Origin of the sequence: Streptomyces sp. NBC_00286 (genome assembly GCF_036173125.1) — a bacterium.
Lineage (GTDB): Bacteria > Actinomycetota > Actinomycetes > Streptomycetales > Streptomycetaceae > Streptomyces.
Map to the genome: position 1 here is coordinate 8,687,501 of NZ_CP108054.1, position 23,721 is coordinate 8,711,221.

General features: G+C 67.2%; 18 protein-coding genes, 2 rRNA genes and 1 riboswitch (1 of these 21 running past the window's edge). Of the genes, 15 read left to right on the forward strand and 5 right to left on the reverse strand.

Going from position 1 to position 23,721, the window contains the following annotated elements:
- The 12 genes from OHT21_RS39245 to OHT21_RS39300 all read left to right on the forward strand — a co-directional run.
- Positions 1-2,117 (forward strand): 23S ribosomal RNA (locus OHT21_RS39245); it begins 1,008 nt to the left of the window's first position.
- Between the two features lie 91 nt (positions 2,118-2,208).
- Positions 2,209-2,325 (forward strand): 5S ribosomal RNA (rrf, locus tag OHT21_RS39250).
- Positions 2,326-2,477: 152 nt separating this feature from the next.
- Positions 2,478-3,086 carry a CDP-alcohol phosphatidyltransferase family protein gene (locus tag OHT21_RS39255; RefSeq protein ID WP_165344573.1) on the forward strand — a complete coding sequence of 203 codons (609 nt, stop codon included), beginning with the start codon at positions 2,478-2,480 and terminating at the stop codon, positions 3,084-3,086.
- Between the two features lie 116 nt (positions 3,087-3,202).
- Complete coding sequence (locus tag OHT21_RS39260) at positions 3,203-5,698, forward strand: mannose-1-phosphate guanyltransferase (protein WP_328773006.1); 2,496 nt, start codon at positions 3,203-3,205, stop codon at positions 5,696-5,698.
- A gap of 98 nt (positions 5,699-5,796) precedes the next feature.
- Positions 5,797-6,690: a DUF881 domain-containing protein gene (locus tag OHT21_RS39265; RefSeq protein WP_328773007.1), complete on the forward strand. Its 894-nt coding sequence runs from the start codon at positions 5,797-5,799 to the stop codon at positions 6,688-6,690.
- Complete coding sequence (locus OHT21_RS39270) at positions 6,687-7,019, forward strand: small basic family protein (protein WP_003988855.1); 333 nt, start codon at positions 6,687-6,689, stop codon at positions 7,017-7,019. The genes OHT21_RS39265 and OHT21_RS39270 overlap by 4 nt, the downstream gene beginning before the upstream one ends.
- 5 nt (positions 7,020-7,024) lie before the next feature.
- Positions 7,025-7,957, forward strand: coding sequence for a DUF881 domain-containing protein (locus OHT21_RS39275; protein ID WP_328773008.1), 933 nt, complete (start codon positions 7,025-7,027; stop codon positions 7,955-7,957).
- 148 nt (positions 7,958-8,105) lie between these two features.
- Positions 8,106-8,990 (forward strand): FHA domain-containing protein, encoded by an 885-nt coding sequence (locus tag OHT21_RS39280; RefSeq protein ID WP_328774399.1) that lies wholly within the window; start codon positions 8,106-8,108, stop codon positions 8,988-8,990.
- 41 nt (positions 8,991-9,031) lie between these two features.
- The gene (gene ftsR / locus OHT21_RS39285) at positions 9,032-9,766 is read left to right on the forward strand and encodes a transcriptional regulator FtsR (protein WP_328773009.1); all 735 of its coding nucleotides are present in this window, start codon (positions 9,032-9,034) and stop codon (positions 9,764-9,766) included.
- 84 nt (positions 9,767-9,850) lie between these two features.
- A complete protein-coding gene (locus tag OHT21_RS39290) occupies positions 9,851-10,324 on the forward strand; it encodes a bifunctional nuclease family protein (protein ID WP_033327106.1) in 474 nt (157 codons plus the stop codon).
- Between the two features lie 246 nt (positions 10,325-10,570).
- Positions 10,571-11,248 carry a MerR family transcriptional regulator gene (locus tag OHT21_RS39295; protein ID WP_443050536.1) on the forward strand — a complete coding sequence of 226 codons (678 nt, stop codon included), beginning with the start codon at positions 10,571-10,573 and terminating at the stop codon, positions 11,246-11,248.
- A 109-nt stretch (positions 11,249-11,357) separates the two neighbouring features.
- Positions 11,358-12,740 carry a DNA polymerase IV gene (locus OHT21_RS39300; protein ID WP_328773010.1) on the forward strand — a complete coding sequence of 461 codons (1,383 nt, stop codon included), beginning with the start codon at positions 11,358-11,360 and terminating at the stop codon, positions 12,738-12,740.
- A gap of 47 nt (positions 12,741-12,787) precedes the next feature.
- Here OHT21_RS39300 and OHT21_RS39305 read toward each other — a convergent pair whose 3' ends face one another.
- Complete coding sequence (locus tag OHT21_RS39305; protein WP_328773011.1) at positions 12,788-13,159, reverse strand: PRC-barrel domain-containing protein; 372 nt, start codon at positions 13,157-13,159, stop codon at positions 12,788-12,790.
- 120 nt (positions 13,160-13,279) lie between these two features.
- Positions 13,280-13,376, forward strand: a riboswitch (glycine riboswitch).
- Between the two features lie 181 nt (positions 13,377-13,557).
- Here OHT21_RS39305 and gcvP point away from each other — a divergent pair.
- Positions 13,558-16,443, forward strand: coding sequence for an aminomethyl-transferring glycine dehydrogenase (gcvP, locus tag OHT21_RS39310; protein ID WP_328773012.1), 2,886 nt, complete (start codon positions 13,558-13,560; stop codon positions 16,441-16,443).
- Between the two features lie 162 nt (positions 16,444-16,605).
- Here gcvP and OHT21_RS39315 read toward each other — a convergent pair whose 3' ends face one another.
- Complete coding sequence (locus tag OHT21_RS39315; RefSeq protein ID WP_165344574.1) at positions 16,606-16,812, reverse strand: DUF5999 family protein; 207 nt, start codon at positions 16,810-16,812, stop codon at positions 16,606-16,608.
- A 347-nt stretch (positions 16,813-17,159) separates the two neighbouring features.
- Entirely contained in the window at positions 17,160-17,759 is a 600-nt protein-coding gene (locus OHT21_RS39320) for a hypothetical protein (RefSeq protein ID WP_328773014.1), read from the reverse strand.
- 664 nt (positions 17,760-18,423) lie between these two features.
- On the opposite strand from OHT21_RS39320, the gene OHT21_RS39325 reads away from it, so the two are divergent.
- A complete protein-coding gene (locus tag OHT21_RS39325; RefSeq protein WP_328773015.1) occupies positions 18,424-19,944 on the forward strand; it encodes a glutamate--cysteine ligase in 1,521 nt (506 codons plus the stop codon).
- A gap of 64 nt (positions 19,945-20,008) precedes the next feature.
- Here the strand turns inward: OHT21_RS39325 and OHT21_RS39330 are convergent, their stop codons facing one another.
- Positions 20,009-21,778, reverse strand: coding sequence for a substrate-binding and VWA domain-containing protein (locus tag OHT21_RS39330; protein WP_328773016.1), 1,770 nt, complete (start codon positions 21,776-21,778; stop codon positions 20,009-20,011).
- Between the two features lie 195 nt (positions 21,779-21,973).
- Between OHT21_RS39330 and OHT21_RS39335 the strand changes: the two genes are divergently transcribed.
- On the forward strand, positions 21,974-22,774 hold the full coding sequence (locus OHT21_RS39335; RefSeq protein WP_328773017.1) for a CPBP family intramembrane glutamic endopeptidase: 801 nt from the start codon (positions 21,974-21,976) through the stop codon (positions 22,772-22,774).
- A gap of 48 nt (positions 22,775-22,822) precedes the next feature.
- Here OHT21_RS39335 and OHT21_RS39340 read toward each other — a convergent pair whose 3' ends face one another.
- Positions 22,823-23,632 carry a PhzF family phenazine biosynthesis protein gene (locus OHT21_RS39340; RefSeq protein ID WP_328773018.1) on the reverse strand — a complete coding sequence of 270 codons (810 nt, stop codon included), beginning with the start codon at positions 23,630-23,632 and terminating at the stop codon, positions 22,823-22,825.
- Positions 23,633-23,721: the final 89 nt, after the last annotated feature.

The following is a 23,721-nucleotide window of genomic DNA, read 5'->3' on the forward strand; positions in this document are numbered from 1 at the left end:
TAGCCAAACTCCGAATGCCGGTAAGTGAGAGCGCGGCAGTGAGACTGTGGGGGATAAGCTCCATGGTCGAGAGGGAAACAGCCCAGAGCATCGACTAAGGCCCCTAAGCGTACGCTAAGTGGGAAAGGATGTGGAGTCGCAGAGACAACCAGGAGGTTGGCTTAGAAGCAGCCATCCTTGAAAGAGTGCGTAATAGCTCACTGGTCAAGTGATTCCGCGCCGACAATGTAGCGGGGCTCAAGCGTACCGCCGAAGTCGTGTCATTGCGATATATACCTCTAACGGGGATCGTGATGGGTAGGGGAGCGTCGTGTGCCGGGTGAAGCAGCCGTGGAAGCGAGTTGTGGACGGTTCACGAGTGAGAATGCAGGCATGAGTAGCGATTCACACGTGGGAAACGTGTGCGCCGATTGACTAAGGGTTCCTGGGTCAAGCTGATCTGCCCAGGGTAAGTCGGGACCTAAGGCGAGGCCGACAGGCGTAGTCGATGGAGAACCGGTTGATATTCCGGTACCCGCTGTGAAGCGTCAAACATCGAATCCAGTGATGCTAAGCCCGTGAAGCCGCCCTGATCTCTTCGGAGTTGAGGGGAGTGGTGGAGCCGGTGACCCGATCTGGTAGTAGGTGAGTGATGGGGTGACGCAGGAAGGTAGTCCAGCCCGGGCGGTGGTTGTCCCGGGGTAAGGGTGTAGGACGCCAGGTAGGCAAATCCGCCTGGCATGTGTCTGAGACCTGATGCCGAGCCGATTGTGGTGAAGTGGATGATCCTATGCTGTCGAGAAAAGCCTCTAGCGAGTTTTATGGCGGCCCGTACCCTAAACCGACTCAGGTGGTCAGGTAGAGAATACCGAGGCGTTCGGGTGAACTATGGTTAAGGAACTCGGCAAAATGCCCCCGTAACTTCGGGAGAAGGGGGCCATTCTTGGTGATCCGTTTTACACGGTGAGCTGGGGGTGGCCGCAGAGACCAGCGAGAAGCGACTGTTTACTAAAAACACAGGTCCGTGCGAAGCCGTAAGGCGAGGTATACGGACTGACGCCTGCCCGGTGCTGGAACGTTAAGGGGACCGGTTAGTCTAGTTTCGGCTAGGCGAAGCTGAGAACTTAAGCGCCAGTAAACGGCGGTGGTAACTATAACCATCCTAAGGTAGCGAAATTCCTTGTCGGGTAAGTTCCGACCTGCACGAATGGCGTAACGACTTCTCGACTGTCTCAACCATAGGCCCGGTGAAATTGCACTACGAGTAAAGATGCTCGTTTCGCGCAGCAGGACGGAAAGACCCCGGGACCTTTACTACAGTTTGATATTGGTGTTCGGTTCGGCTTGTGTAGGATAGCTGGGAGACTGTGAACTTCGTACGCCAGTGCGGGGGGAGTCGTCGTTGAAATACCAGTCTGGTCGTGCTGGATGTCTAACCCGGGTCCGTGATCCGGATCGGGGACAGTGTCTGATGGGTAGTTTAACTGGGGCGGTTGCCTCCTAAAGAGTAACGGAGGCGCCCAAAGGTTCCCTCAGCCTGGTTGGCAATCAGGTGGTGAGTGTAAGTGCACAAGGGAGCTTGACTGTGAGACCGACGGGTCGAGCAGGGACGAAAGTCGGGACTAGTGATCCGGCGGTGGCTTGTGGAAGCGCCGTCGCTCAACGGATAAAAGGTACCCCGGGGATAACAGGCTGATCTTCCCCAAGAGTCCATATCGACGGGATGGTTTGGCACCTCGATGTCGGCTCGTCGCATCCTGGGGCTGGAGTCGGTCCCAAGGGTTGGGCTGTTCGCCCATTAAAGCGGTACGCGAGCTGGGTTTAGAACGTCGTGAGACAGTTCGGTCCCTATCCGCTGTGCGCGTAGGAGTCTTGAGAAGGGCTGTCCCTAGTACGAGAGGACCGGGACGGACGAACCTCTGGTGTGCCAGTTGTTCTGCCAAGGGCATGGCTGGTTGGCTACGTTCGGGAGGGATAACCGCTGAAAGCATCTAAGCGGGAAGCCTGCTTCGAGATGAGGACTCCCACCCCCGTTGAGGGGTTAAGGCTCCCAGGAGACTACTGGGTTGATAGGCCAGATCTGGAAGGCGGGTAACCGCTGGAGGTGACTGGTACTAATAGGCCGAGGGCTTGTCCTCAGATGCTCGCGTCCACTGTGTTGGTTCTGAAACCACGAACAACCCCTGTCCTGGGCCACAGGACGGTTGCCGGTTGAGTGTTTCATAGTGTTTCGGTGGTCATAGCGTGAGGGAAACGCCCGGTTACATTCCGAACCCGGAAGCTAAGCCTTACAGCGCCGATGGTACTGCAGGGGGGACCCTGTGGGAGAGTAGGACACCGCCGAACTTCTTTTAGAGCTCCGGTTGTTGGACGATAGGTCCAACGACCGGAGCTCTTTTGTTTCCAGGGTGCTACCCGAACCCCCTCCGCGCCGCAGGGAGATGCCTGCGGGTAAGGTCAGGTGGCAACGTTGGCACGCTCCCACAGGAGGCCCCCGGGTGGAGGTCCAGGAGACCCGCGTCCAGACAGATCGGGTCCTCACCATCCCGAACATCCTCAGCATGGCGCGCCTTGTAGGCGTGCCCGTCTTCCTGTGGTTGATCCTCCGGCCTGAGTTCGGCGGGCCCAAGAGCGACGGGTGGGCGCTGCTGGTGCTCATGCTGAGCGGGATCAGCGATTATTTGGATGGCAAGCTCGCCCGGCGCTGGAACCAGATCAGCAGTCTCGGCCGGCTGCTCGATCCCGCGGCCGACCGGCTCTACATTCTGTCGACTTTGGTCGGTCTCACCTGGCGCGAGATTCTGCCACTCTGGTTGACGGCCGTCCTGTTGGCGCGAGAGCTGGTTCTGCTGGTGATGGTGGGCATCCTCAGGCGTCACGGCTATCCGCCGCCGCAGGTGAACTTCCTTGGGAAGGCAGCTACGTTCAACTTGATGTATGCCTTCCCGTTGCTGTTGCTCAGTGACGGAAGTGGATGGATCGCGTCACTCGCTGCTATTTTCGGATGGGCGTTCGCAGGATGGGGTACAACGCTCTACTGGTGGGCAGGGATCCTCTACGTGGTTCAGGTCCGCCGCCTTGTCCGCGCGGACGCCATGGCCGATTGAGCTCGCCGAATGGGCAGTCGTAGTGGCCTCTGATGGCCCGCAGACGTAATGTGCGGGACAATCTGGATGGGCGAAGTCGGCTAGACCGTCATCTCTTCAAGGAGGACGCTTCCGACATGAAGGCCGTCGTGATGGCCGGAGGCGAAGGCACACGCCTTCGTCCTATGACCTCGAGCATGCCCAAGCCGCTTCTTCCTGTGGCCAATCGCCCGATCATGGAGCATGTGCTGCGGCTGCTCAAGCGGCATGGACTCAACGAAACCGTCGTTACTGTTCAGTTCTTGGCGTCGCTCGTCAAGAACTACTTCGGCGACGGTGAAGAGCTCGGAATGGAGCTCACCTATGCCAACGAGGAGAAGCCACTCGGTACTGCCGGCAGCGTCAAGAACGCCGAAGAGGCGTTGAAGGACGATGCATTTCTTGTGATCTCCGGTGATGCTCTGACCGATTTCGATCTCACCGAGTTGATCAATTTCCACAAGGAAAAGGGTGCGCTCGTCACAGTTTGTCTGACGAGGGTACCCAATCCGCTGGAATTCGGCATTACGATCGTCGACGAAGAGGGCAAGGTCGAGCGCTTCCTGGAGAAGCCGACCTGGGGCCAGGTTTTCTCGGACACTGTGAATACGGGCATCTACGTGATGGAGCCCGAAGTCTTCGACTATGTCGAGGCTGATGTTCCCGTCGACTGGTCCGGCGATGTCTTCCCGCAGTTGATGAAGGAGGGCAAGCCGATCTACGGCTATATCGCCGAGGGATACTGGGAGGACGTCGGTACGCACGAGAGTTATGTGAAGGCACAGGCCGATGTCCTGGAGGGCAAGGTCGATGTCGAGCTCGACGGCTTCGAGATCTCGCCCGGCGTGTGGGTGGCGGAGGGCGCCGAGGTGCATCCCGATGCAGTGCTGCGGGGGCCGCTCTACATCGGGGACTACGCGAAGGTCGAGGCCGACGTCGAAATCCGTGAGCACACCGTCGTCGGCTCGAACGTCGTGGTGAAGAGCGGAGCCTTTCTACACAAGGCCGTTCTGCACGACAACGTGTACATCGGTCAGCACAGCAATCTGCGCGGCTGTGTCGTCGGAAAGAACACCGACATCATGCGTGCCGCGCGTATCGAGGACGGCGCCGTCATCGGTGACGAGTGCCTCGTCGGCGAAGAATCGATCGTGCAGGGGAACGTACGCGTCTACCCGTTCAAGACCATCGAGGCCGGCGCCTTCGTCAATACGTCGGTCATTTGGGAGTCCCGCGGTCAGGCACATCTCTTCGGTGCCCGCGGGGTCTCCGGGATTCTCAACGTGGAGATCACTCCGGAACTCGCTGTGCGACTCGCGGGGGCCTACGCGACGACGCTCAAGAAGGGCTCCACGGTCACCACGGCCCGCGACCACTCCAGGGGTGCTCGTGCGCTGAAGCGGGCGGTCATTTCGGCACTGCAGGCCAGCGCCATCGACGTACGGGACCTGGAGAACGTGCCGCTGCCGGTGGCGCGGCAGCAGACCGCTCGGGGCAGTGCCGGCGGGATCATGATCCGGACGACGCCTGGGGTTCCGGACTCGGTCGACATCATGTTCTTCGACGGGCGTGGGGCAGATCTGTCGCAGGCGAGTCAGCGCAAGCTGGACCGGGTTTTCGCGCGGCAGGAGTATCGGCGTGCGTTCCCGGGCGAGATCGGGGACTTGCACTTCCCGGCCAGCGTCTTCGACTCGTACACAGGATCCCTGCTCCGGAATGTCGACACCACTGGGATTGCCGAATCCGGGCTGAAGGTGGTCGTGGATGCCTCGAACGGGAGCGCCGGACTGGTTCTGCCCAGCCTGTTGGGCAAGCTCGGTGTGGACTCGTTGACCATCAATCCAGGTCTTGACGAGTCGAGGCCGACGGAGACGGCAGATGCGCGCAGGTCGGGGCTGGTGCGGCTCGGGGAGATCGTGGCCTCGGCGCGGGCCGCGTTCGGGGTGCGGTTCGACCCGGTCGGTGAGCGGCTCTCGCTCGTTGACGAGAAGGGGCGGATCGTCGAGGACGACCGTGCGTTGCTGGTGATGCTCGACCTGGTTGCGGCCGAGCGGCGCAGTGGGCGGGTGGCGCTGCCGGTGACCACCACGAGGATTGCCGAGCAGGTGGCCGCGTACCACGGAACGCAGGTCGACTGGACGACCACGTCGCCGGACGATCTGACACGGGTCGGACGCGACGACTCGACGATCTTCGGGGGTGATGGGCGCGGCGGGTTCATCGTTCCGGAGTTCAGCAGCGTCTTCGACGGTACGGCGGCCTTCGTACGGCTCATCGGTCTGGTGGCGCGCACGCAGCTCACCCTGAGCCAGATCGACGCGCGGATTCCGCGGGCGCATGTACTCAAGCGCGATCTGGCGACTCCCTGGGCCGTCAAGGGCCTGGTGATGCGCCGGGTCGTGGAGGCCGCCGGGGATCGCTTTGTCGACACAACTGACGGCGTACGGGTCGTGGAGACCGACGGGCGTTGGGTGATGGTGCTGCCCGACCCCGCGGAAGCAGCCACGCATCTGTGGGCCGAGGGACCCGACGACGCGTCCGCCCAGGCCTTGCTCGACGAGTGGTCATCCGTGGTGGACAGCGCCGGGCGCTGAGCACGCGCGCGTGCCGAACGGCGCCCCCAACGGGGCCCGTTCGGCACGTCGACGGGGTCATTCGGAGGTGGCGGTCGCGACGTGCGACGATGTGCGGCATGCCGCAGCACACCCCCGTTCGGAGCACCCCCACGCGCCCTCCGCGGCCGGACGCCTCCATGTCGCTCCTCACCAACGTCATGGACCACAGCCTGGACGAGGGGTATGCGGAGGCGGCAGCCCGCAAGAAGGCCGAGAACGCCGGCGGCATGCCGAAGACCCTGCGAGCCAAGGTCGGGCTCGCGGTCGGACTGGTATTGGCGGCCCTGGTGGTCACCGTGGGGGCAGCACAGGCGCGGATCGAGGCTCCGGTCGTCGCGAAGGAGCGCGAGGAACTCATCGACCGCATCGACGATGAGAACGCGGTGGCCGACAAGCTCGAGGACGATGTCGACGAATTGCGTGACGACGTGAGCGCTCGGCAGCGTGAGGCGCTGAAGAAACACGGCGGTGAACGGGGCGAGCTGGTCGGCATCCTGTCGGGAGCGGTCGAAGTGCACGGTCCCGGCGTCAAGCTGGTCGTGGACGACGCGCAGGCGGCCGATCAGAGCGGTGACGGAGACGCGCGTGAGACATCGGGCTTCTCCGACACAGGGCGCGTAAAGGATCGCGATCTGCAGCAGGTCGTCAACGGGCTGTGGGCATCGGGCGCCGAAGCCGTCTCGATCAACGGGCAGCGGCTGACGGCGCTGTCCGCGATCAGGGCGGCGGGCGACGCGATACTCGTCGACAACAAGCCGCTGGTGCCGCCGTACACGGTGCTTGCGGTGGGCGACGGCAAGGGGCTGAGCAGCGCATTCGAGAGCAGTGCCGACGGGCTGTATCTGGAGGCGCTGCACGAGAACTACGGGATCCGGACCGCCCTTTCCGTAGAGGACGACGTCCGGCTGCCCGCCGCGCCGAGCGTGATCGTACGAACAGCAGAACCGAGCACAGAGAAGGGCACATCGTGATCGCCGTACTGGGCCTCGTCGTGGGAGTCGTGGCTGGATTGCTGGTCCGTCCCGAAGTTCCGGCGGTGGTCGAGCCGTACCTCCCGATCGCCGTGGTCGCGGCGCTCGACGCCGTGTTCGGCGGGCTGCGCGCGATGCTCGACGGCATCTTCGACGACAAGGTCTTCGTGGTGTCCTTCCTCTCCAACGTCGTGGTGGCCGCGCTGATCGTCTTCCTGGGCGACAAGCTCGGCGTCGGCGCTCAGCTGTCCACGGGCGTCGTGGTCGTCCTCGGCATCCGCATCTTCTCCAACGCCGCGGCGATCCGTCGGCACGTATTCCGGGCGTGAGGCAGATGAGCAACCAGGACGAGACCGACAAGACCACCGAGAAGGCCCCCAAGGCGACCCCCGAGAACCCGCTGCGCAAGAAGCTGCCCGAAGAGGTGCAGGCTGAGGCCCGGGAGACGCCGAACGGCGAGGCACCTCAGACGTCGAGTCAGGAGCCGGAAAGCGAAGCCTCCGAGTCACCGGAGGCCGAGCCGGAGCAGCCCGAGCCCCCACTGTCCGGTCGTCAGCGGCTGGTGAACGGTCTGTGGCCGCCACGTCTCTCGCGTGCGCAGTTCATCGTCGCCCTCCTGCTGTTCGGTCTTGGCTTCGGCCTGGCCGTTCAGGTGGCGTCCAACAGCGACGGCGGCGGCGCGCTGCGCGGCGCGCGTCAGGAAGATCTCGTACGCATCCTCGATGAACTGGATGACCGAACTCAGCGTCTGGAAGAGGAGAAGCAGGGTCTCGAAGATCAGCGCACCGAGCTGGAGAACAGCTCGGACCAGGCCGAGGAGGCCCGCAAGCAGACGGTCGAGAAGGAGAAGCAACTCGGCATACTCGCGGGCACCGTGGCGGCACAGGGGCCTGGCATCACGCTGACCATCGACGACACGAAGGGGGCGGTCGAGGCCGACATGCTGCTCGACGCGATCCAGGAACTGCGGGCGGCCGGATCGGAGGCGATCCAGGTCAACGGCGTACGGGTCGTCGCCAGCACCTACTTGACGGACGCGAGCGGAGGCGGAGTGAGCGTCGACGGGAACAAGATCAGCGCGCCCTATCGTTTCAAGGTCATCGGCAAGCCACAGGACCTCGAACCGGCACTCAACATCCCCGGCGGAGTGGTGCAGACTCTGGAGAAGGAGCAGGCCACTGTCACGGTGGAACGCTCCGACAAGATCATCGTTGATGCCTTGCGACCGGCGAAGCAGCCTGACTACGCTCGGTCGTCCTCCCAGTGAGGCGGGGGCGCATGCGGGCCGCTCGTCGAGGGCATGACGCTGCGGGGGGTCGACGCACCGAATGGGTGGTGCGTGGTGGAAACTGTCTGGTGGATGCCGACGTTGTGAAGATGTCCGGCTCGACCGGTGTGTGTAATCAGGGTTCGTCCTGCCCCACGGGCGGGTCTGTTTCGGTCAAGGGGAATCGCCCGTGAAGTTGTTTGCGAAGTGGTTTGGCAAGAGCGCGAAAGAGGGCAGCGACAGTGCTACTGCCCGGCATCGCGCATCGCGCCATGAAGATGCCGAAGGGCAGGGAGACCGCCCGCTGTTCCGAGATCAGCTCGGTGGCCAGGGTGGTGACATTCCCGGTGGTCAGGGCGCGCCGTCTGTTGACCCTGCCCAGTCCGGCCGCATAGGTTTCGGGGAACCGTCAACCTCAAGTGCGGGTGGAGGGTTCTCCCCCGATCCGTACGCGTCCAATGCCCAGGCAGGACAGCCGCGGCAGGAGGATCCGTCCATGTCGGCGCTGGTGTGCACGAGGTGCGGGAATCGCAACGCGGAGAACAGCCGGTTCTGCTCCAACTGCGGCGCGCCCCTGCGGGCCGGAGCGGCAGCCGAGCGCCCGTCGGAGACCACCTCGACGATCTCCATCTCGGGCATCGAATCCTATGACGCCGAGGCCACCGGCCAGACACAGATGCCGATGCTCTCTCCCGAGGCGCAGGCGGCCGTGGACGCGCTGCCGCTGGGCTCGGCGCTCCTGGTGGTGCGCCGTGGCCCCAACTCGGGCAGCCGCTTCCTGCTGGACAGCGACCTGACCACGGCGGGCCGGCACCCGCAGAGCGACATCTTCCTGGACGACGTGACCGTGTCGCGTCGCCATGTGGAGTTCCGTCGGCAGCCGGACGGCACCTTCACCGTGGCGGACGTCGGCAGCCTGAACGGCACGTATGTCAACCGGGAGCGGATCGACTCCGTCTCGCTGTCGAACGGCGACGAGGTGCAGATCGGCAAGTACCGGCTGGTCTTCTACGCGAGCCAGCGAGGAATCTGACCCTCCCCCAGAATCCGTCCGGGGGACCCCAGGGAAGGGCCATGCTTCGAACACCGAGCGGCGGTGCCGGGAACGGCGCCGCCGCCTGTGGGCTTATGAGTATCGGCGCGGTGCTGAACGTGCTGCGCGAGGAGTTCCCCGAAGTCACCATCTCCAAGATCCGCTTTCTGGAGTCGGAAGGGCTCATCGAGCCGCAGCGGACCCCGTCGGGGTACCGGAAGTTCGGCCCGGAAGACGTCGAGCGCCTGGGCCACGTACTGAGGATGCAGCGGGACCACTATCTGCCCCTGAAGGTGATCCGCGAGCATCTGGACGCCATGGAGCGCGGTGAGGCAGTGCAGCTGCCGTCCCTGGGGCGGCAGCGTGACGGCGAGCCTGCCGACGACGACGAGTCGGAGGGGCCGACTGCGGCGCGGATTGGGCGGGCCGAGCTGTTGGCCGCCGCCGAGATCGGTGAGGAGGAGCTCGACGAGTGGGAGTCGTACGGCCTCATCACGCCGCTGCCGGACGGCGGTTACGACGCCGAGGCGGTGACCGTGGCCGGCCTTGTCGTGGAACTTGGGCGCTTCGGGATCGAGCCGCGGCATCTGCGCGCCGTGAAGGCCGCCGCCGACCGTGAGGCCGGACTCGTCGACCAGGTCGTCGCCCCTCTGCGTCTGCACCGCAATCCGCAGACCAGGGCACACGCGGAGGCACGCACCAAGGAGCTGGCGGGACTCGCGGTGAAGCTGCACGCAGCGCTGGTGCAGTCCGCGCTCGGCGTACGGCTGCCTTGAACCGAGGCCTGTGCCGAGGCCGGATCGGCCGCCCGTTCCGTGCTCGACTACCCAAAGATGCCGAGCACGGCCTAGGGTTGCTGTGTGAACGAGCTCGACGTCGTAGGTGTCCGGGTCGAAATGCCCTCCAACCAACCGATCGTGCTCCTGCGTGAAGTGGGAGGCGACCGTTACCTCCCCATCTGGATCGGGCCGGGGGAGGCGACGGCGATCGCCTTCGCACAGCAGGGCATGGCTCCCGCGCGACCGCTGACCCACGACCTGTTCAAGGACGTGCTGGAGGCCGTCGGCCAGGAGCTCACCGAGGTACGCATCACGGACCTGCGGGACGGTGTGTTCTACGCGGAGCTGGTGTTCGCCAGCGGGGTCGAGGTCAGCGCCCGGCCGTCCGACGCCATAGCGCTGGCGCTGCGCACCGGAACGCCGATCTACGGCAGCGACGGGGTGCTGGACGACGCGGGGATCGCGATTCCGGACGAGCAGGAGGACGAGGTGGAGAAGTTCCGCGAGTTCCTCGACCAGATCTCGCCCGAGGACTTCGGAACCAACAGCCAGTGATCCGGCCCGGCCCGCACCACCTGGGCCCCGGCTTCGGTCCGCGTATCCCGTGACCCTCCGGGGCCGCCGGACGACAGGGCGTGCGGCGGTCGCGCCGAGAACATTCGGCTAGCCTTTCCCCGCGGTGAGGCACGGGAAACCACTCTTAGGGTGATTATCACTCGGCGTGCCGAGTGCGGTGGTCGTTGACGCACCCCCGGTGACTGCCTACCGTCGAGAAGGCAGGTCAAGGGGACGGAGGTCGGCGTGAGAAGCAGCGGCGACGGTACGGCTGGGGGCGCCCCCGGACGCAGTCCGGTGGAGAGCGGCCCGTACCCTCCCCCAAGCTCTCGGCTCGGCCCGGGCAGGGGGTATCCCCAGCAGGGCGGCGTGGCCGATCATGCTCCGCAGCAGCGGCCGGCACCGGTGTCGGGCGATAGCGGGGTGACCTCCGAGGAGATCGGCTACCGCGGTCCCACGGCCTGCGCCGCCGCGGGCATCACCTACCGGCAACTGGACTACTGGGCCCGGACGGGCCTCGTCGAGCCGAGTGTGCGGCCCGCCTACGGGTCGGGGACGCAGCGGCTGTACAGCTTCCGGGACGTCGTCGTCCTGAAGATCGTCAAGCGTTTTCTCGACACGGGTGTGTCACTGCAGAACATCCGTACCGCCGTCCAGCACCTGCGGGAGCGCGGATTCCGTGACCTCGAGCGCATGACGCTGATGAGCGACGGGGCGACGGTCTACGAGTGCTCCTCGCCCGACGAGGTCCATGCGCTGCTCCAGGGTGGGCAGGGCATCTTCGGGATCGCGGTCGGGGTGGTCTGGCGGGACGTGGAGAGCGCGCTTTCGCAGCTGCATGGGGAGCGGGTCGACACTGGCGAGACGCTCGTCGGGCACCATCCCGCCGACGAACTGGCCAGGCGCCGGAACCGCGCGGTCTGAGCGAGCGGTCAGGACGGCCATTCAGATCGAGTGCCCAGGGTCTACGCATCGAGGGCGAAGCCTCCTGCGTACGGGGCCATTGTCAGTGGCGTAGGGCAGCATCGGAGATGTGAGAACCGCGCCCACGATCCTGCATCTCGACATGGATGCCTTCTTCGCCTCGGCGGAGCAGGCGGCCAAGCCGAGCCTGCGCGGGAAAGCGGTCATCGTGGGTGGGCTCGGGCCGCGCGGTGTGGTCGCGACCTGCTCGTACGAGGCCCGGGTCTTCGGAGTCCATTCCGCGATGCCCATGGCGCAGGCGCGACGGCTGGCGCCGAACGCCGCGTATCTGGTGCCCCGTTTCGGGTTCTACCGGGAGATCAGTGAGCAGGTGATGGGGTTGCTGCGGGAGCTGTCGCCGCTGGTGGAGCCGCTGAGTCTGGACGAGGCGTTCGTCGATCTGGAGGCAGGGGGAGCGGCCTGGGACGAGGCTTCGGCGCGGCTGGCGGGGGCGAAGCTGCGCGGGGACATCCGGGCCGTCACCGGGCTGACCGGGTCGGTGGGGCTCGCCGCGTCCAAGATGCTGGCGAAGATCGCCTCCGAGCAGGCCAAGCCGGACGGTCTGGTGGTGATCGAGCCGGGGACGGAGCGCGAACTGCTCGCTCCCATGTCGGTGCGCATACTGCCCGGGGTGGGACCGGCCACCGGGGACCATCTGCGGCGGGCCGGGATCACGACCGTCGGGGAGATCGCCGAGGCGGGTGAGGACGAGGTCGTACGGCTGCTCGGGAAGGCCCACGGGACCGCGCTGTACGCCATGGCGCTGGCGCACGACGAACGGGCCGTGGTGGCCGAGCGGGACACCAAGTCCGTGTCTGTCGAGGACACGTACGACGTGGACATCCATGACCGGGTGCGGGTGCGGATGGAGGTGCAGCGGCTCGCCGACCGGTGTGTGCGGCGGCTGCGCGGCGCGCATCTGTCGGGGCGGACCATCGTGCTCAAGGTGCGGCGGTACGACTTCTCGACGCTGACCCGTTCCGAGACGCTGAGGGGGCCCACGGACGACCCCTCGGTGGTGCGGGAGGCGGCCGCGCGGTTGCTGGAGTCCGTGGACACCACCGGAGGCGTACGGCTGCTGGGAGTCGGGGTCTCAGGGCTCGCCGATTACACGCAGGAGGATCTCTTCGCGCAGGTTCAGGCACAGGAGGAGGCACGGGCACACGAGGGGGAGCCGGAGCATCCGGCGGAGGACGAGACGCAGGAATCGGCCGAGGAGCGGGAGGCGCCCGCCGTGCGGCGGTGGGCCGCGGGGCATGACGTACGGCATGCGGAGTTCGGGCACGGGTGGGTGCAGGGCAGTGGCATCGGGCGGGTCACGGTGCGGTTCGAGACGCCCGACTCCGAGCCCGGGCGCGTACGCACCTTCCGGGTCGATGATCCGGAGCTGGAGCCTGCGGAACCGCTACCGCTGGTGCGACGAAGACCCAAGGAGGCCTCGTCAGCGGACTGAGCCCACGGCCTTCGAACCGGCCATCCGGCCTCCAGCGGGGCGGAGCTTCAGGACTCGTCCGAGCCTGCCAGGTGGCCGAAGTCGCGGTCCGGTGGGGGAGACGGGGGCGTCACGTCGAGGCCGTAGTGGTGGTAGAGCTGGAGTTCCTGCTCGGGGGAGAGGTGGCGGCCGACGCCGAAGTCGGGGGCGTCCTTGATCAGGGCGCGGTCGAAGGGAATCCGCAGGGCGCCCTCGACCAGTTCGCTGGGCTCCAGGGGCACGAAGGCGTCCCTGCCGAACATGCCGGTGCGTATGGCCGCCCACTCGGGCGTACCGGTCGCGTCGTCGAGATAGACCTCGTCGACGGTGCCGATCTTGTGGCCGTCGCGGTCGAAGGCCTTGCGGCCGATCAGGTTGCGCGGATCGATGTCGGTCTGCACGGGCCCTCCAGCTGGTCGCAACTCATCCGTCAGGAGTACGCATCCATACGCACTACGAAAGGGCACTTTGCGGCGGGCGGCCACTCGGGGGATGCCCGCTGGTACGCTGTCAACGGCCGCTGACCCCGTGCGGGAGAGTCCTCCAAGGCTTCATCGGAGGCGCCGAAGGAGCAAATCCTCCCCGGAATCTCTCAGGCCCACGTACCGCGCGGACGAGGCCACTCTGGAAAGCAGAGCGGGTGTTTGACGGCTTCCGCTCTCACCGACGGTGAAAGCCGGGACGCCGTACGCCGGCGGGCCGGTGAAGCTCTCAGGTTGAGATGACAGAGGGGGAGGCCGTCCGGGCACCCGCTCCGTGGTGCCCTCGAAGGTCGTTTCAGACCAGGAGGCCTCCGTACATGACCGCCCATCGCGTTCCGCTTTCCGAGCTCGAACGGGGTATCCCCTTCGAGCAGCGCCACATAGGGCCCGACACCGAGGCCCGGGCCAAGATGCTCGCGCAGGTGGGGTACGGCTCGCTCGAGGAGCTGACGGCCGCCGCGGTGCCGGATGTGATCAAGGACGCCGAGGCGCTCGGGCTGCCGGCCGCGCGTTCCGAGGCCGAGGTCCTCGCCGAGCTGCGCTCCCTCGCGGACCGTAACGAAGTCCTCGACTCGATGATCGGGCTCGGCTACTACGGCACGTTCCCGCCGCCGGTGATCCTGCGCAACGTCATGGAGAACCCGGCCTGGTACACCGCGTACACCCCGTACCAGCCGGAGATCTCGCAGGGCCGCCTTGAGGCGCTGCTGAACTTCCAGACCATGGTGTCCGACCTCACGGGCCTGCCGACGTCGGGTGCCTCGCTGCTCGACGAGGGCACCGCCGCCGCCGAGGCCATGGCGCTGTCACGGCGCGTGGGCAAGGTCAAGAACGGCGTCTTCCTCGTCGATGCCGACGCGCTGCCGCAGACCATCGCCGTCATCGAGACGCGCGCCGAGCCGATCGGCGTCGAAGTGGTCGTCGCGGATCTCAGCGAGGGCATTCCGGCCGAGGTCGCCGAGCGCGGTGTGACCGGCGCGCTCATCCAGTACCCGGGCGCCTCCGGTGCCGTACGGGACATCAAGCCCGTCATCGAGCAGGCGCACGAGCTGGGCGCGATCGTGACCGTCGCCGCCGATCTGCTCGCGTTGACGCTGCTTACCTCGCCGGGCGAGCTCGGCGCGGACATCGCGGTCGGTACGACGCAGCGCTTCGGCGTACCGATGGGCTTCGGCGGACCGCATGCCGGATACATGGCGGTGCGCGAGAAGTTCGCCCGCAACCTGCCGGGCCGTCTCGTCGGTGTCTCGCTGGACGCGGACGGCGACACCGCGTATCGGCTGGCCCTGCAGACGCGGGAGCAGCACATCCGCCGTCAGAAGGCGACCAGCAACATCTGCACGGCTCAGGTGCTGCTCGCCGTGATGGCCGGGATGTACGCCGTCTACCACGGTCCCCAGGGCCTCAGGTCGATCGCGCAGCGCACCCACCGGTACGCCACGATCCTCGCCGCCGGTCTGAAGGCGGGCGGAGTCGAGGTCGTCCACGAGGCGTACTTCGATACGCTCACCGTCCGGGTGCCGGGCAGGGCCGCCGAGATCGTCGCGGCGGCGCGCGAGGGCGGGGTCAACCTGCGCCTCGTCGACGCCGACCAGCTGTCCATCGCCTGCGACGAGACCACCACGCGGACCCAACTGGGCGCCGTCTGGACCGCGTTCGGCGTCGAGGGCGACATCGAGGCACTGGACGCCTCCGCCGCGGACACGCTGCCCGCCGCGCTGCTGCGCACCGACGACTACCTCACGCACCCGGTGTTCCACCAGCACCGCTCCGAGACCGCGATGCTGCGCTATCTGCGGCGCCTCGCCGACCGTGACTACGCACTCGACCGCGGCATGATTCCGCTCGGCTCCTGCACCATGAAGCTGAACGGCACCACCGAGATGGAGCCGGTCACCTGGCCCGAGTTCGGGCAGCTGCACCCCTTCGCGCCCGCCGAGCAGGCGCAGGGCTACCTCACGCTCATCCGTGAACTGGAGGAGCAGCTCGCCGAGGTCACCGGATACGACAAGGTGTCGCTCCAGCCCAACGCCGGTTCGCAGGGCGAGCTGGCCGGCCTGCTCGCCGTACGCGGATACCACCGCGCGAACGGCGACGAGCAGCGCACCGTCTGCCTCATCCCGTCCTCCGCGCACGGCACGAACGCGGCGAGCGCCGTCATGGCCGGCATGAAGGTCGTCGTCGTGGCCACCGCCGACGATGGCGAAATCGACGTCGAGGACCTGCGCGCCAAGATCGAGCAGCACCGTGACGAGCTGGCGGTGCTGATGATCACGTACCCCTCGACGCACGGCGTCTTCGAGGAGCACGTCGCCGACATCTGCGCGCAGGTGCACGACGCGGGCGGTCAGGTGTACGTGGACGGCGCCAACCTGAACGCGCTGGTGGGCCTCGCCAAGCCGGGCCGTTTCGGCGGTGATGTCTCGCACCTCAACCTGCACAAGACGTTCTGCATCCCGCACGGCGGTGGCGGTCCGGGCGTCGGTCCGGTCGGTGTACGCGCGCATCTCGCGCCGTATCTGCCGAACCACCCACTGCAGCCCGCCGCGGGCCCGGAGACGGGCGTCGGTCCGGTCTCGGCGGCTCCCTGGGGTTCGGCCGGGATCCTGCCGATCTCCTGGGCGTACGTACGCCTCATGGGCGGCGAGGGACTCAAGCGGGCCACGCAGGTCGCCGTGCTGAGCGCGAACTACGTGGCGAAGCGGCTGGAACCGCACTACCCCGTGCTCTACACCGGTCCCGGCGGGCTGGTGGCGCACGAGTGCATCATCGATCTGCGGCCGCTGACCAACGCGACCGGTGTGAGCGTCGACGACATCGCCAAGCGACTGATCGACTACGGGTTCCACGCGCCGACCATGTCGTTCCCGGTGGCGGGAACGCTGATGATCGAGCCGACCGAGAGCGAGGATCTGGCCGAACTCGACCGGTTCTGCGAGGCGATGATCGCCATTCGTGCGGAGATCGAGCGGGTCGGCTCGGGGGAGTGGCCGGCGGACGACAACCCGCTGCGGAACGCCCCGCACACGGCGGCCGTGCTCGGCGGTGCGTGGGAGCACGCGTACAGCCGTGAGGAGGCCGTCTTCCCGGCAGGGGTGTCGGCCGCGGACAAGTACTGGCCGCCGGTGCGGCGGATCGACCAGGCGTACGGCGACCGGAACCTGGTCTGCTCCTGCCCGCCGCTGGACGCTTACGACGAGTAGGCGAGCAGACGAGTTAGACGTGTGATCGGGTGCGGACACGCGTCGGGGCCGGTTCCGGGATCTCCCGGGCCGGCCCCTCGTATGTCTGAGCTCTTGTCCGAGCTTTCTGAGCGATAGGGCTGAGCAGCGTGCCTGGCGTTGCCCGCGGTGCGCCCGCGCGGCTCAGGCGGCGGTCATCACCTGTGCGCCGGCCAGCGGTCGGTGCGGGGCGATGATCCGGCCGTCCGGCAGGAGCTCACCGGTGTCCTCGAAGAGGAGAACGCCGTTGCACAGCAGGCTCCATCCCTGTTCCGGGTGGTGCGCCACGAGGAGCGCTGCTTCCCGGTCGGCGGAGTCGGCTGTCGGACACGGTGGCTGGTGCTGGCACATTGGTGGGATCTTTCGCTGTGGTGTGAGGTCGGTGATCGGCTTGTTGTCTGTGCTGCGGCTCGATGTGGTGCTCATGGCCGCCCCCCGTTTGTCAGTCGGTACGGAACCCAGTGTTGCCCTACGGGCGTCAATCCGCAGGGATTTTGCGTCAGCGCTCCTCACAGGTTGAGGACGCTCCACTCGTGCGGATGGTTCATTCGAACTGGGCTGCCTTTTCGGGTGGTTCTCAATGGTCGGATAGGTCTAGTCAGAATGGGCCGGGTCTGCTCTGCGTCGCCAGTACATCACTGCGCGCAGCAGTGTGCCCCGCGACCGGAGTGGCCGCGGGGCACGGAAGCCGGGTGCGCTCAGGCGGGTGAGCCGAGCAGCGGGGGAGTGGCGGCGGGGGTGAGCCGGTTGGTGAGGACGGGCAGCAGTTCGGCCACGCGGTGCGGGCGATGCGCGGCGATGCCGGGCGGCGCGGGCGCCAGGGGCACCAGGAGATCGGTGGCGGCGGGGTGGCCTTCGGCGCCGTCGGCGGTGCAGTCGCCGTGCAGCCAGAGCGTGAGCATATAGAGCTCGGGTACGGAGAGCAGGCGGGCCTGGTACGACTGCGACTGCGTCATGGACTCGGCCTGGCGCAGCGCGTACTCGGTGGCCGTGACGTACGGACCCTCGAAGAAGTGGGAGAAGGCCCAGCCGTCAGGGGTCAGCCGGGTCTCGGCGGCCGCCACCGCGGACCCGCCAGAGCGGATGAGGAAGCGCCACCCGGCGAGACGGGTGGCCGAGGCGCCGGCCGGGGTGATCCGGTCGAGCACGTGGACGGGCAGTGGGAGGTCGGTTGTCGCGGGACCCTGGGCGTTGCGCAGGGACGGTGTGGGTGCCTCGCGGACAGCGGTGGGGGAACCGAGGGCCGTGAGGACGGTACGTACGGCGGGCGCGGGAGCCGGAGGGACATGCAGCGGCATGGTGGGTCGCCTCTCATTCGACAGGCACAGATGGCGCGAGGACGGGGGCGGACGACGCTGTCAGCACTCGTGGGCAGAGGGGCGGGGGTTCCCGGCCTGTGGGATCACCGCGGCGCCTGTCGCGCGGCGTCTGGCGCGTACGCTCGCAACGAGGTTCTGCTATCACTTTGCGATCGCACACATCAGACGCTGCGCGGTTCACCACTAGGTGAATGGCGTCACTGTGACGACAGGTCCGGCGACCACGAGCGCCGACTCTCTGCCTCGTTCGAGAAGTTTATACGACGCACGTTCTGGCAGTGTTTCGTCTAGCCGTTGCGCAGATTAAGGGCCAGGCATAATTCGGTCGTCGATAAGTGCCTTTCATCCCGATTCTCCATGGATGCCTGGCGACGACCTCGGGATACCTCACCGAAACGGTCGGCCAAATGTCGTCGGCGTTTTTCACGAGAACGCAACGCGTCGAAGAAGAGGTCATCGCCCGGCTGAAAACCGTGTTCTGCCTCATGCCGCGTGAATGTGCCCGGAGATCCTGCGTTCAGGGTAGCGGCCGACAGGCCTGTCCAGGACGTTATCGATCGCATTGCCTGGGCATCATCCCCCGTGACCCGGGACACCTCAGCGGCCGGTTCGTCGGGCTGCCCAGTCGAGGAGGGACGCTTCGATGGGGGAGAAGGTCGAGGCAGCGTCGTTCGGACTGTCCGATCGGCAGCGCTACCGCGGCAAGCTCCGGCAGTGCCTGACGGGGCTCGAGCGGCTGTTGGCTCAGGAGCGGTTCGACCGCCCGAAGAACCTCATGGGCCTGGAGATCGAGCTCAATCTCGCGGGGTCGGACGGTATGCCGCGCATGATGAACGCTCAAGTACTTGAACGTATAGCCAGCCGTGATTTCCAAACAGAACTCGCCATGTTCAATCTGGAAGTCAACATTGCCCCACATAGATTGGGAGGCCGGGTATTCGACCGCCTCGCGGAGGAGTTGCGCACCTCACTCGCATATGCCCATCGCAAAGCGAACGAGGTCGACGCGGGCGTCGTGATGATCGGCATTCTGCCCACGCTGGCCCGCGACGATCTGGTCTCCGCGAATCTCTCCGACGTGGACCGCTACACCCTGCTCAACGATCAGATCGTGGCCGCCCGCGGCGAGGACTTCACACTCGACATCGACGGCGTCGAGCGGCTCAGCTGTACGTCCGCGTCCATAGCCCCCGAAGCCGCCTGCACCTCCGTGCAGTTGCACCTCCAGGTCACGCCCGGCCGCTTCGCCGATGTGTGGAACGCGGCGCAGTCGATCGCCGCCGTGCAGGTCGCGGTCGGCGCCAACTCCCCGTTCCTGTTCGGCCGGGAGCTGTGGCGCGAGTCCCGGCCGCCGCTGTTCCTGCAGTCCACCGACACCCGTCCGCCCGAGTTGCAGGCCCAGGGCGTCCGTCCGCGCACCTGGTTCGGGGAGCGGTGGATCTCGTCGGCGTACGACCTCTTCGAGGAGAATCTGCGCTACTTCCCGGCGCTGCTGCCGATCTGCGACGACGAGGATCCGCAGCAGGTCCTGGACGACGGCGGCATACCCCGGCTCGGTGAACTCGTGCTGCACAACGGCACCATCTACCGCTGGAACCGCCCGGTGTACGGCATCGACGACGGCGTCCCGCATCTGCGCGTCGAGAATCGCGTCCTGCCCGCCGGTCCCACCGTCACCGACGTCATCGCCAACACGGCCTTCTACTACGGGCTCATACGCGCCCTCGCCGAGGAAGCCCGGCCCGTGTGGACACGGCTGCCCTTCGAGGCCGCCGCCGCCAACTTCGACCACGCGTGCCGGTACGGCATCGACGCACACCTGCAGTGGCCGCGGCGCGGCCGTTACGGCGGGACGACGCGGGTGCCCGCGGTGCAGCTGGTGCTGGACGAGTTGCTGCCGCTCGCGGAGGCGGGCCTGGACGCGTGGGGTGTCGAGCCGGCCGACCGGGACCTCTGCCTCGGGGTGATCGAGGAAAGATGCAGACGCCGGGTGAACGGGGCGTCCTGGCAGGCCAGTACGTTCCACCGGGCGCTGGAGACCGGCATGAGCCGGGAGGCGGCGCTGGCCGCCATGACGAAACGTTATTGCGAGCTGATGCACCTCGGTGAGCCGGTGCACACCTGGCCGGTGGGGCTGCCGGAGCCGGCGGTCCCGCTGGGGTGAGCTGGCGATCCGGCTTGGCGAGCCCGCGGAGTCGCTTGCCAAGCCTGCGATCCCGCTGAGGCGGTCAACTCCGGCTGCCCGCCAGCACGATGGCCTTGAGGATCACCGAGTGGATCTCGGACGGGTCGGTGACCTGGTGGCCTGAACCGCCCGTCGCCTTCGCGATCTGGTCGACCTCGTCCTTGTCGGCGTCCGGGCCCACGGCGATCGCGATCAGCGGCACAGGGTGCTCCGGGTCGGTGAACCTCTGGAGCTCGGCGATGAGCTCGGAGCGCGAGACGCTGCCCGGGTCCTCGTTCACCCCGTCGGTGAGGATCACCAGCGCGTTGAACTTGCCGTTGCCGTACGAGGCGATGGCCTCCTTGTACGCCGCGAGCGTGGTGTCGTACAGGCCGGTGGAGCCGTCCGCCACCGGCTCCAGGTCGTTGAAGGCCGCGGCCAGCCGGTCCCGCTGGGTGCCGTCGCCCGCACGGTCGCCGAGCCGCTCGGTCGGGACGAGGACGCGGTAGTCGCGCTCGCCGTCGAGCTTCGTGGAGAACTCCCAGAGGCCGATCTCGTCTTCCGGCGAGAAGGTGGCCAGAGCCTGCAGCAGGGACGCCTTCGTCACGTCCATCCGGGAGCGGTCGGTGCCCGGGACGGGATTCGCCATGGACGCGGAGGCGTCGACGACCGTGGTGAGCCGGGCACTCTGCACCGTGATCGTCCACATCCCGAGGGCTTCCTGGACCTCCCTCGCCGAGGCCGGCTGGGCCGCCGTCTCGGCGTACGGCTGCGGGGCCCGCCCTCCCGCACGGGTAACCAGGGCGTCCGGGGTCTCGTCGTCGTCCGTACGGAAACCGTGCTTCTCCAGGATCTGGCGTCCCTCGGGCTCGCCGAGCAGCGTCATGAAGCGCAGCGCGGCCCGGGTCTCGTCCGTGGTCAGCCTGGTCTCGTCGACCAGCGTGAACGGGTAGTCGAGGTGCGGCGATCCGTCCTCGGGATAGAACAACTGGAGGTCATCGCCGCCGTCCGCCTCCGTGTTGTACGCGAACGCCGCCTGCTCGGAGAGGATCAGGGCCTGGTTGCGCTTCGGGTTTCCCTGTTCGGTGCCGGACAGGTCGCGCGGGAGGGTTTCCAGGAGCTGGCTGTCGCTCTCGGCGGTGCGCTGCGAGAGCGCCTGGGCCAGGACGGCCGCCTGGGTGCCGCCGTCCTTGGTCTGTCCGGCGGCGCTGGTCAGCCGGGTCAGGGCGAGCAGGCCCGTGGCGCTGCGCGCCGGGTCGCCCGCCCCGAGTTTGAGCGAGTCGTCCTGCAGGGCCGCGCCGGTCAGCTCGGTCCAGGTGTACGTCTTCTCCGGCCAGCCCAGCGTCTTCGCGGCCGACGGGATCATCGCGATACCGACCGGCGACGACGCGACGAAGCCCGACTGTGTCACCGAGGCCGCCTTGGTGTCCGCCGTGATCTGGTCGACCCACACGCTTGAGTCGGGCACCCATATGTCGAAGTCGGTGCCGCTCTTGTCCTTCGACCGCAGGGCGTCCACGATCTCGTACGTCTCTTGGGCCGTGACCTCGATATCCATGCAGCGGCCGTCGGAGGTCACGTCCTTGGCGTGGACGTAGTCGGCCGCGGACTTGAGGGCCGGGGAGATGTCCGGGGCCGCGGCGACCCTGAGGCGCACCGCGCTGTCCTGGCAGGTCGGCCGGAAGGACAGCAGCCCGCCTTCGATCGCCGCAACCGTGCCCCCGGCGACGGAGAGAACGAGCACCGCCGCGATGGCCACCTTGCGGCGCCGGGCGCGTGGACGGGGGGCGGCTGTCCTCCTCCCGTGCCGGTCGGGCAAGCTGTGACGTCCCATGCGGTGGTGCCCCTCCCTTGCTTGACCTGCGTGAGCCGTGAGCCGTACGGCGGCCGTATCACGTGGCCTGAAAGGGAGGTACGCCCCGTACGGCGTCCGTCCAGCGACGGCCTGCGCACGATCTTCGTAACTTCTTTCGAGACCCTAGCGGGGCCAGGATGGGCATGGGACGGGAATACACAACTGGAGGCACGTGTGCAGGCGGAGGCGGGGTCGGTGGCCGATTCTTTTCCAGTGGAGCGGCCGACGCGGCGAATTTTCCGCGACGAGATGCTGCTCGTGCTCGGGGTGTCACTCGGTGCGAGCGGGGTTTCCGCACTGATCAGCTTTGTCGGATCAGTGACGAAACCCGGCGGCCTGAAGGATCAGGCGGCCAATCTGAACGCCTCGGCGGCACCGGGGCGTCCCTGGCTTGATCTGGCCTGGCAGTTGTTCGGCATCGCGTCGGCGCTGGTGCCGGTCGTGCTCGTCGCGCACCTGTTGCTCCGCGAGGGGGCGGGGCTGCGCACCATCGGCTTCGACCGGAGCCGTCCGTGGCCGGATCTCGGCCGTGGCGCGGCGATCGCCGCGGTCATCGGCAGCACGGGCATCGCCTTCTACCTGGCGTCCCGCAGCCTCGGTTTCAACCTCACCGTCGTCCCGGAATCGCTGCCCGACGTGTGGTGGAAGTACCCCGTGCTGATCCTCTCCGCGGTGCAGAACTCCGTCCTGGAGGAGGTGATCGTCGTCGGCTATCTGCTGCGCCGGCTCGACCAGTTGGGGTGGACGCCGGTAGCCGCGCTGATGGCCAGCTCCGTACTGCGCGGCTCGTATCACCTCTACCAGGGCATCGGCGGGTTCATCGGAAACATGGTGATGGGCGTCGTCTTCGTCTACCTCTACCGCCGCTGGGGCCGCGTCGGACCGCTGGTGGTCGCCCACTCACTGCTCGACATCGGGGCGTTCGTGGGGTACGCGCTGCTGGCGGGCAAGGTGGGGTGGCTGCCCACCGCGTGAGCCGATGGGAAGGGGCGTACGAGATCCCGTACGCCCCTTCTGTGCTGTTCACGCGTGGAGTTCGCCCACGATGACGGTGACCGCGCGGCCCGTGAGCAGGGTGCGGTCGCCGTTGAGGCGGGTGCGGACCAGGCCCGAGCGGGGGGATGCCTGGAGGCCGGTGAGGTCGGGGCGGCCGAGACGCTCGGACCAGTAGGGGGCGAGTGCCGTGTGGGCGCTGCCGGTGACCGGGTCCTCGTCGATGCCCATCCTCGGGAAGAAGCAGCGCGAGACGAAGTCATGGCCCTGTGACGGGTCTTCGGCGCGGGCGGTGGCGATGATGCCTCGCTCGGAGTACCGGGCGAGGGCCTTGTGGTCGGGGCTGAGGCCCAGGACGGTCTTCTCGTCGGCCAGCTCGACGAGGAGGTCGCCGACGTTCGGGCCCGTGTCGTGGGCGGTGAGCGGCTCGGCGCCCAGGGCCTCGGCCAAGCCCTCCGGAACCTCGACCTGAGTGAGTGCCGCGGTCGGGAAGTCCAGCGTGATGGACCCGTCGTCGTTCGTGGTGGCGATGAGTACGCCGCTCCTGGTCGCGAACCGTACGGGCCCCTCGGCGGCATCCGTGGTGGCCAGCACGTGTGCGGTGGCGAGGGTCGCGTGGCCGCACTGCGCGACCTCGGTGACGGGCGTGAACCAGCGCAGCGCCCAGTCGGCTTCGCCGCCCTCGGGGAGCGGGTGGGCGAACGCCGTCTCCGCGTGGTTGACCTCCAGGGCCACGTTCTGGAGCCAGGCGTCGTCGGGGAAGGCGTCGAGGAGGAGGACCCCGGCCGGGTTGCCGGCGAAGGGGCGGTCGGTGAAGGCGTCGACGATTCGAATCCGCATGACGCTGACGCTAAGCGCGGATCGAAGCTCCAGGCCAAGGCCAATTCGGGGTGAGTGGACCGGATACGGGCTCTCTCTGTGGCGGGGTG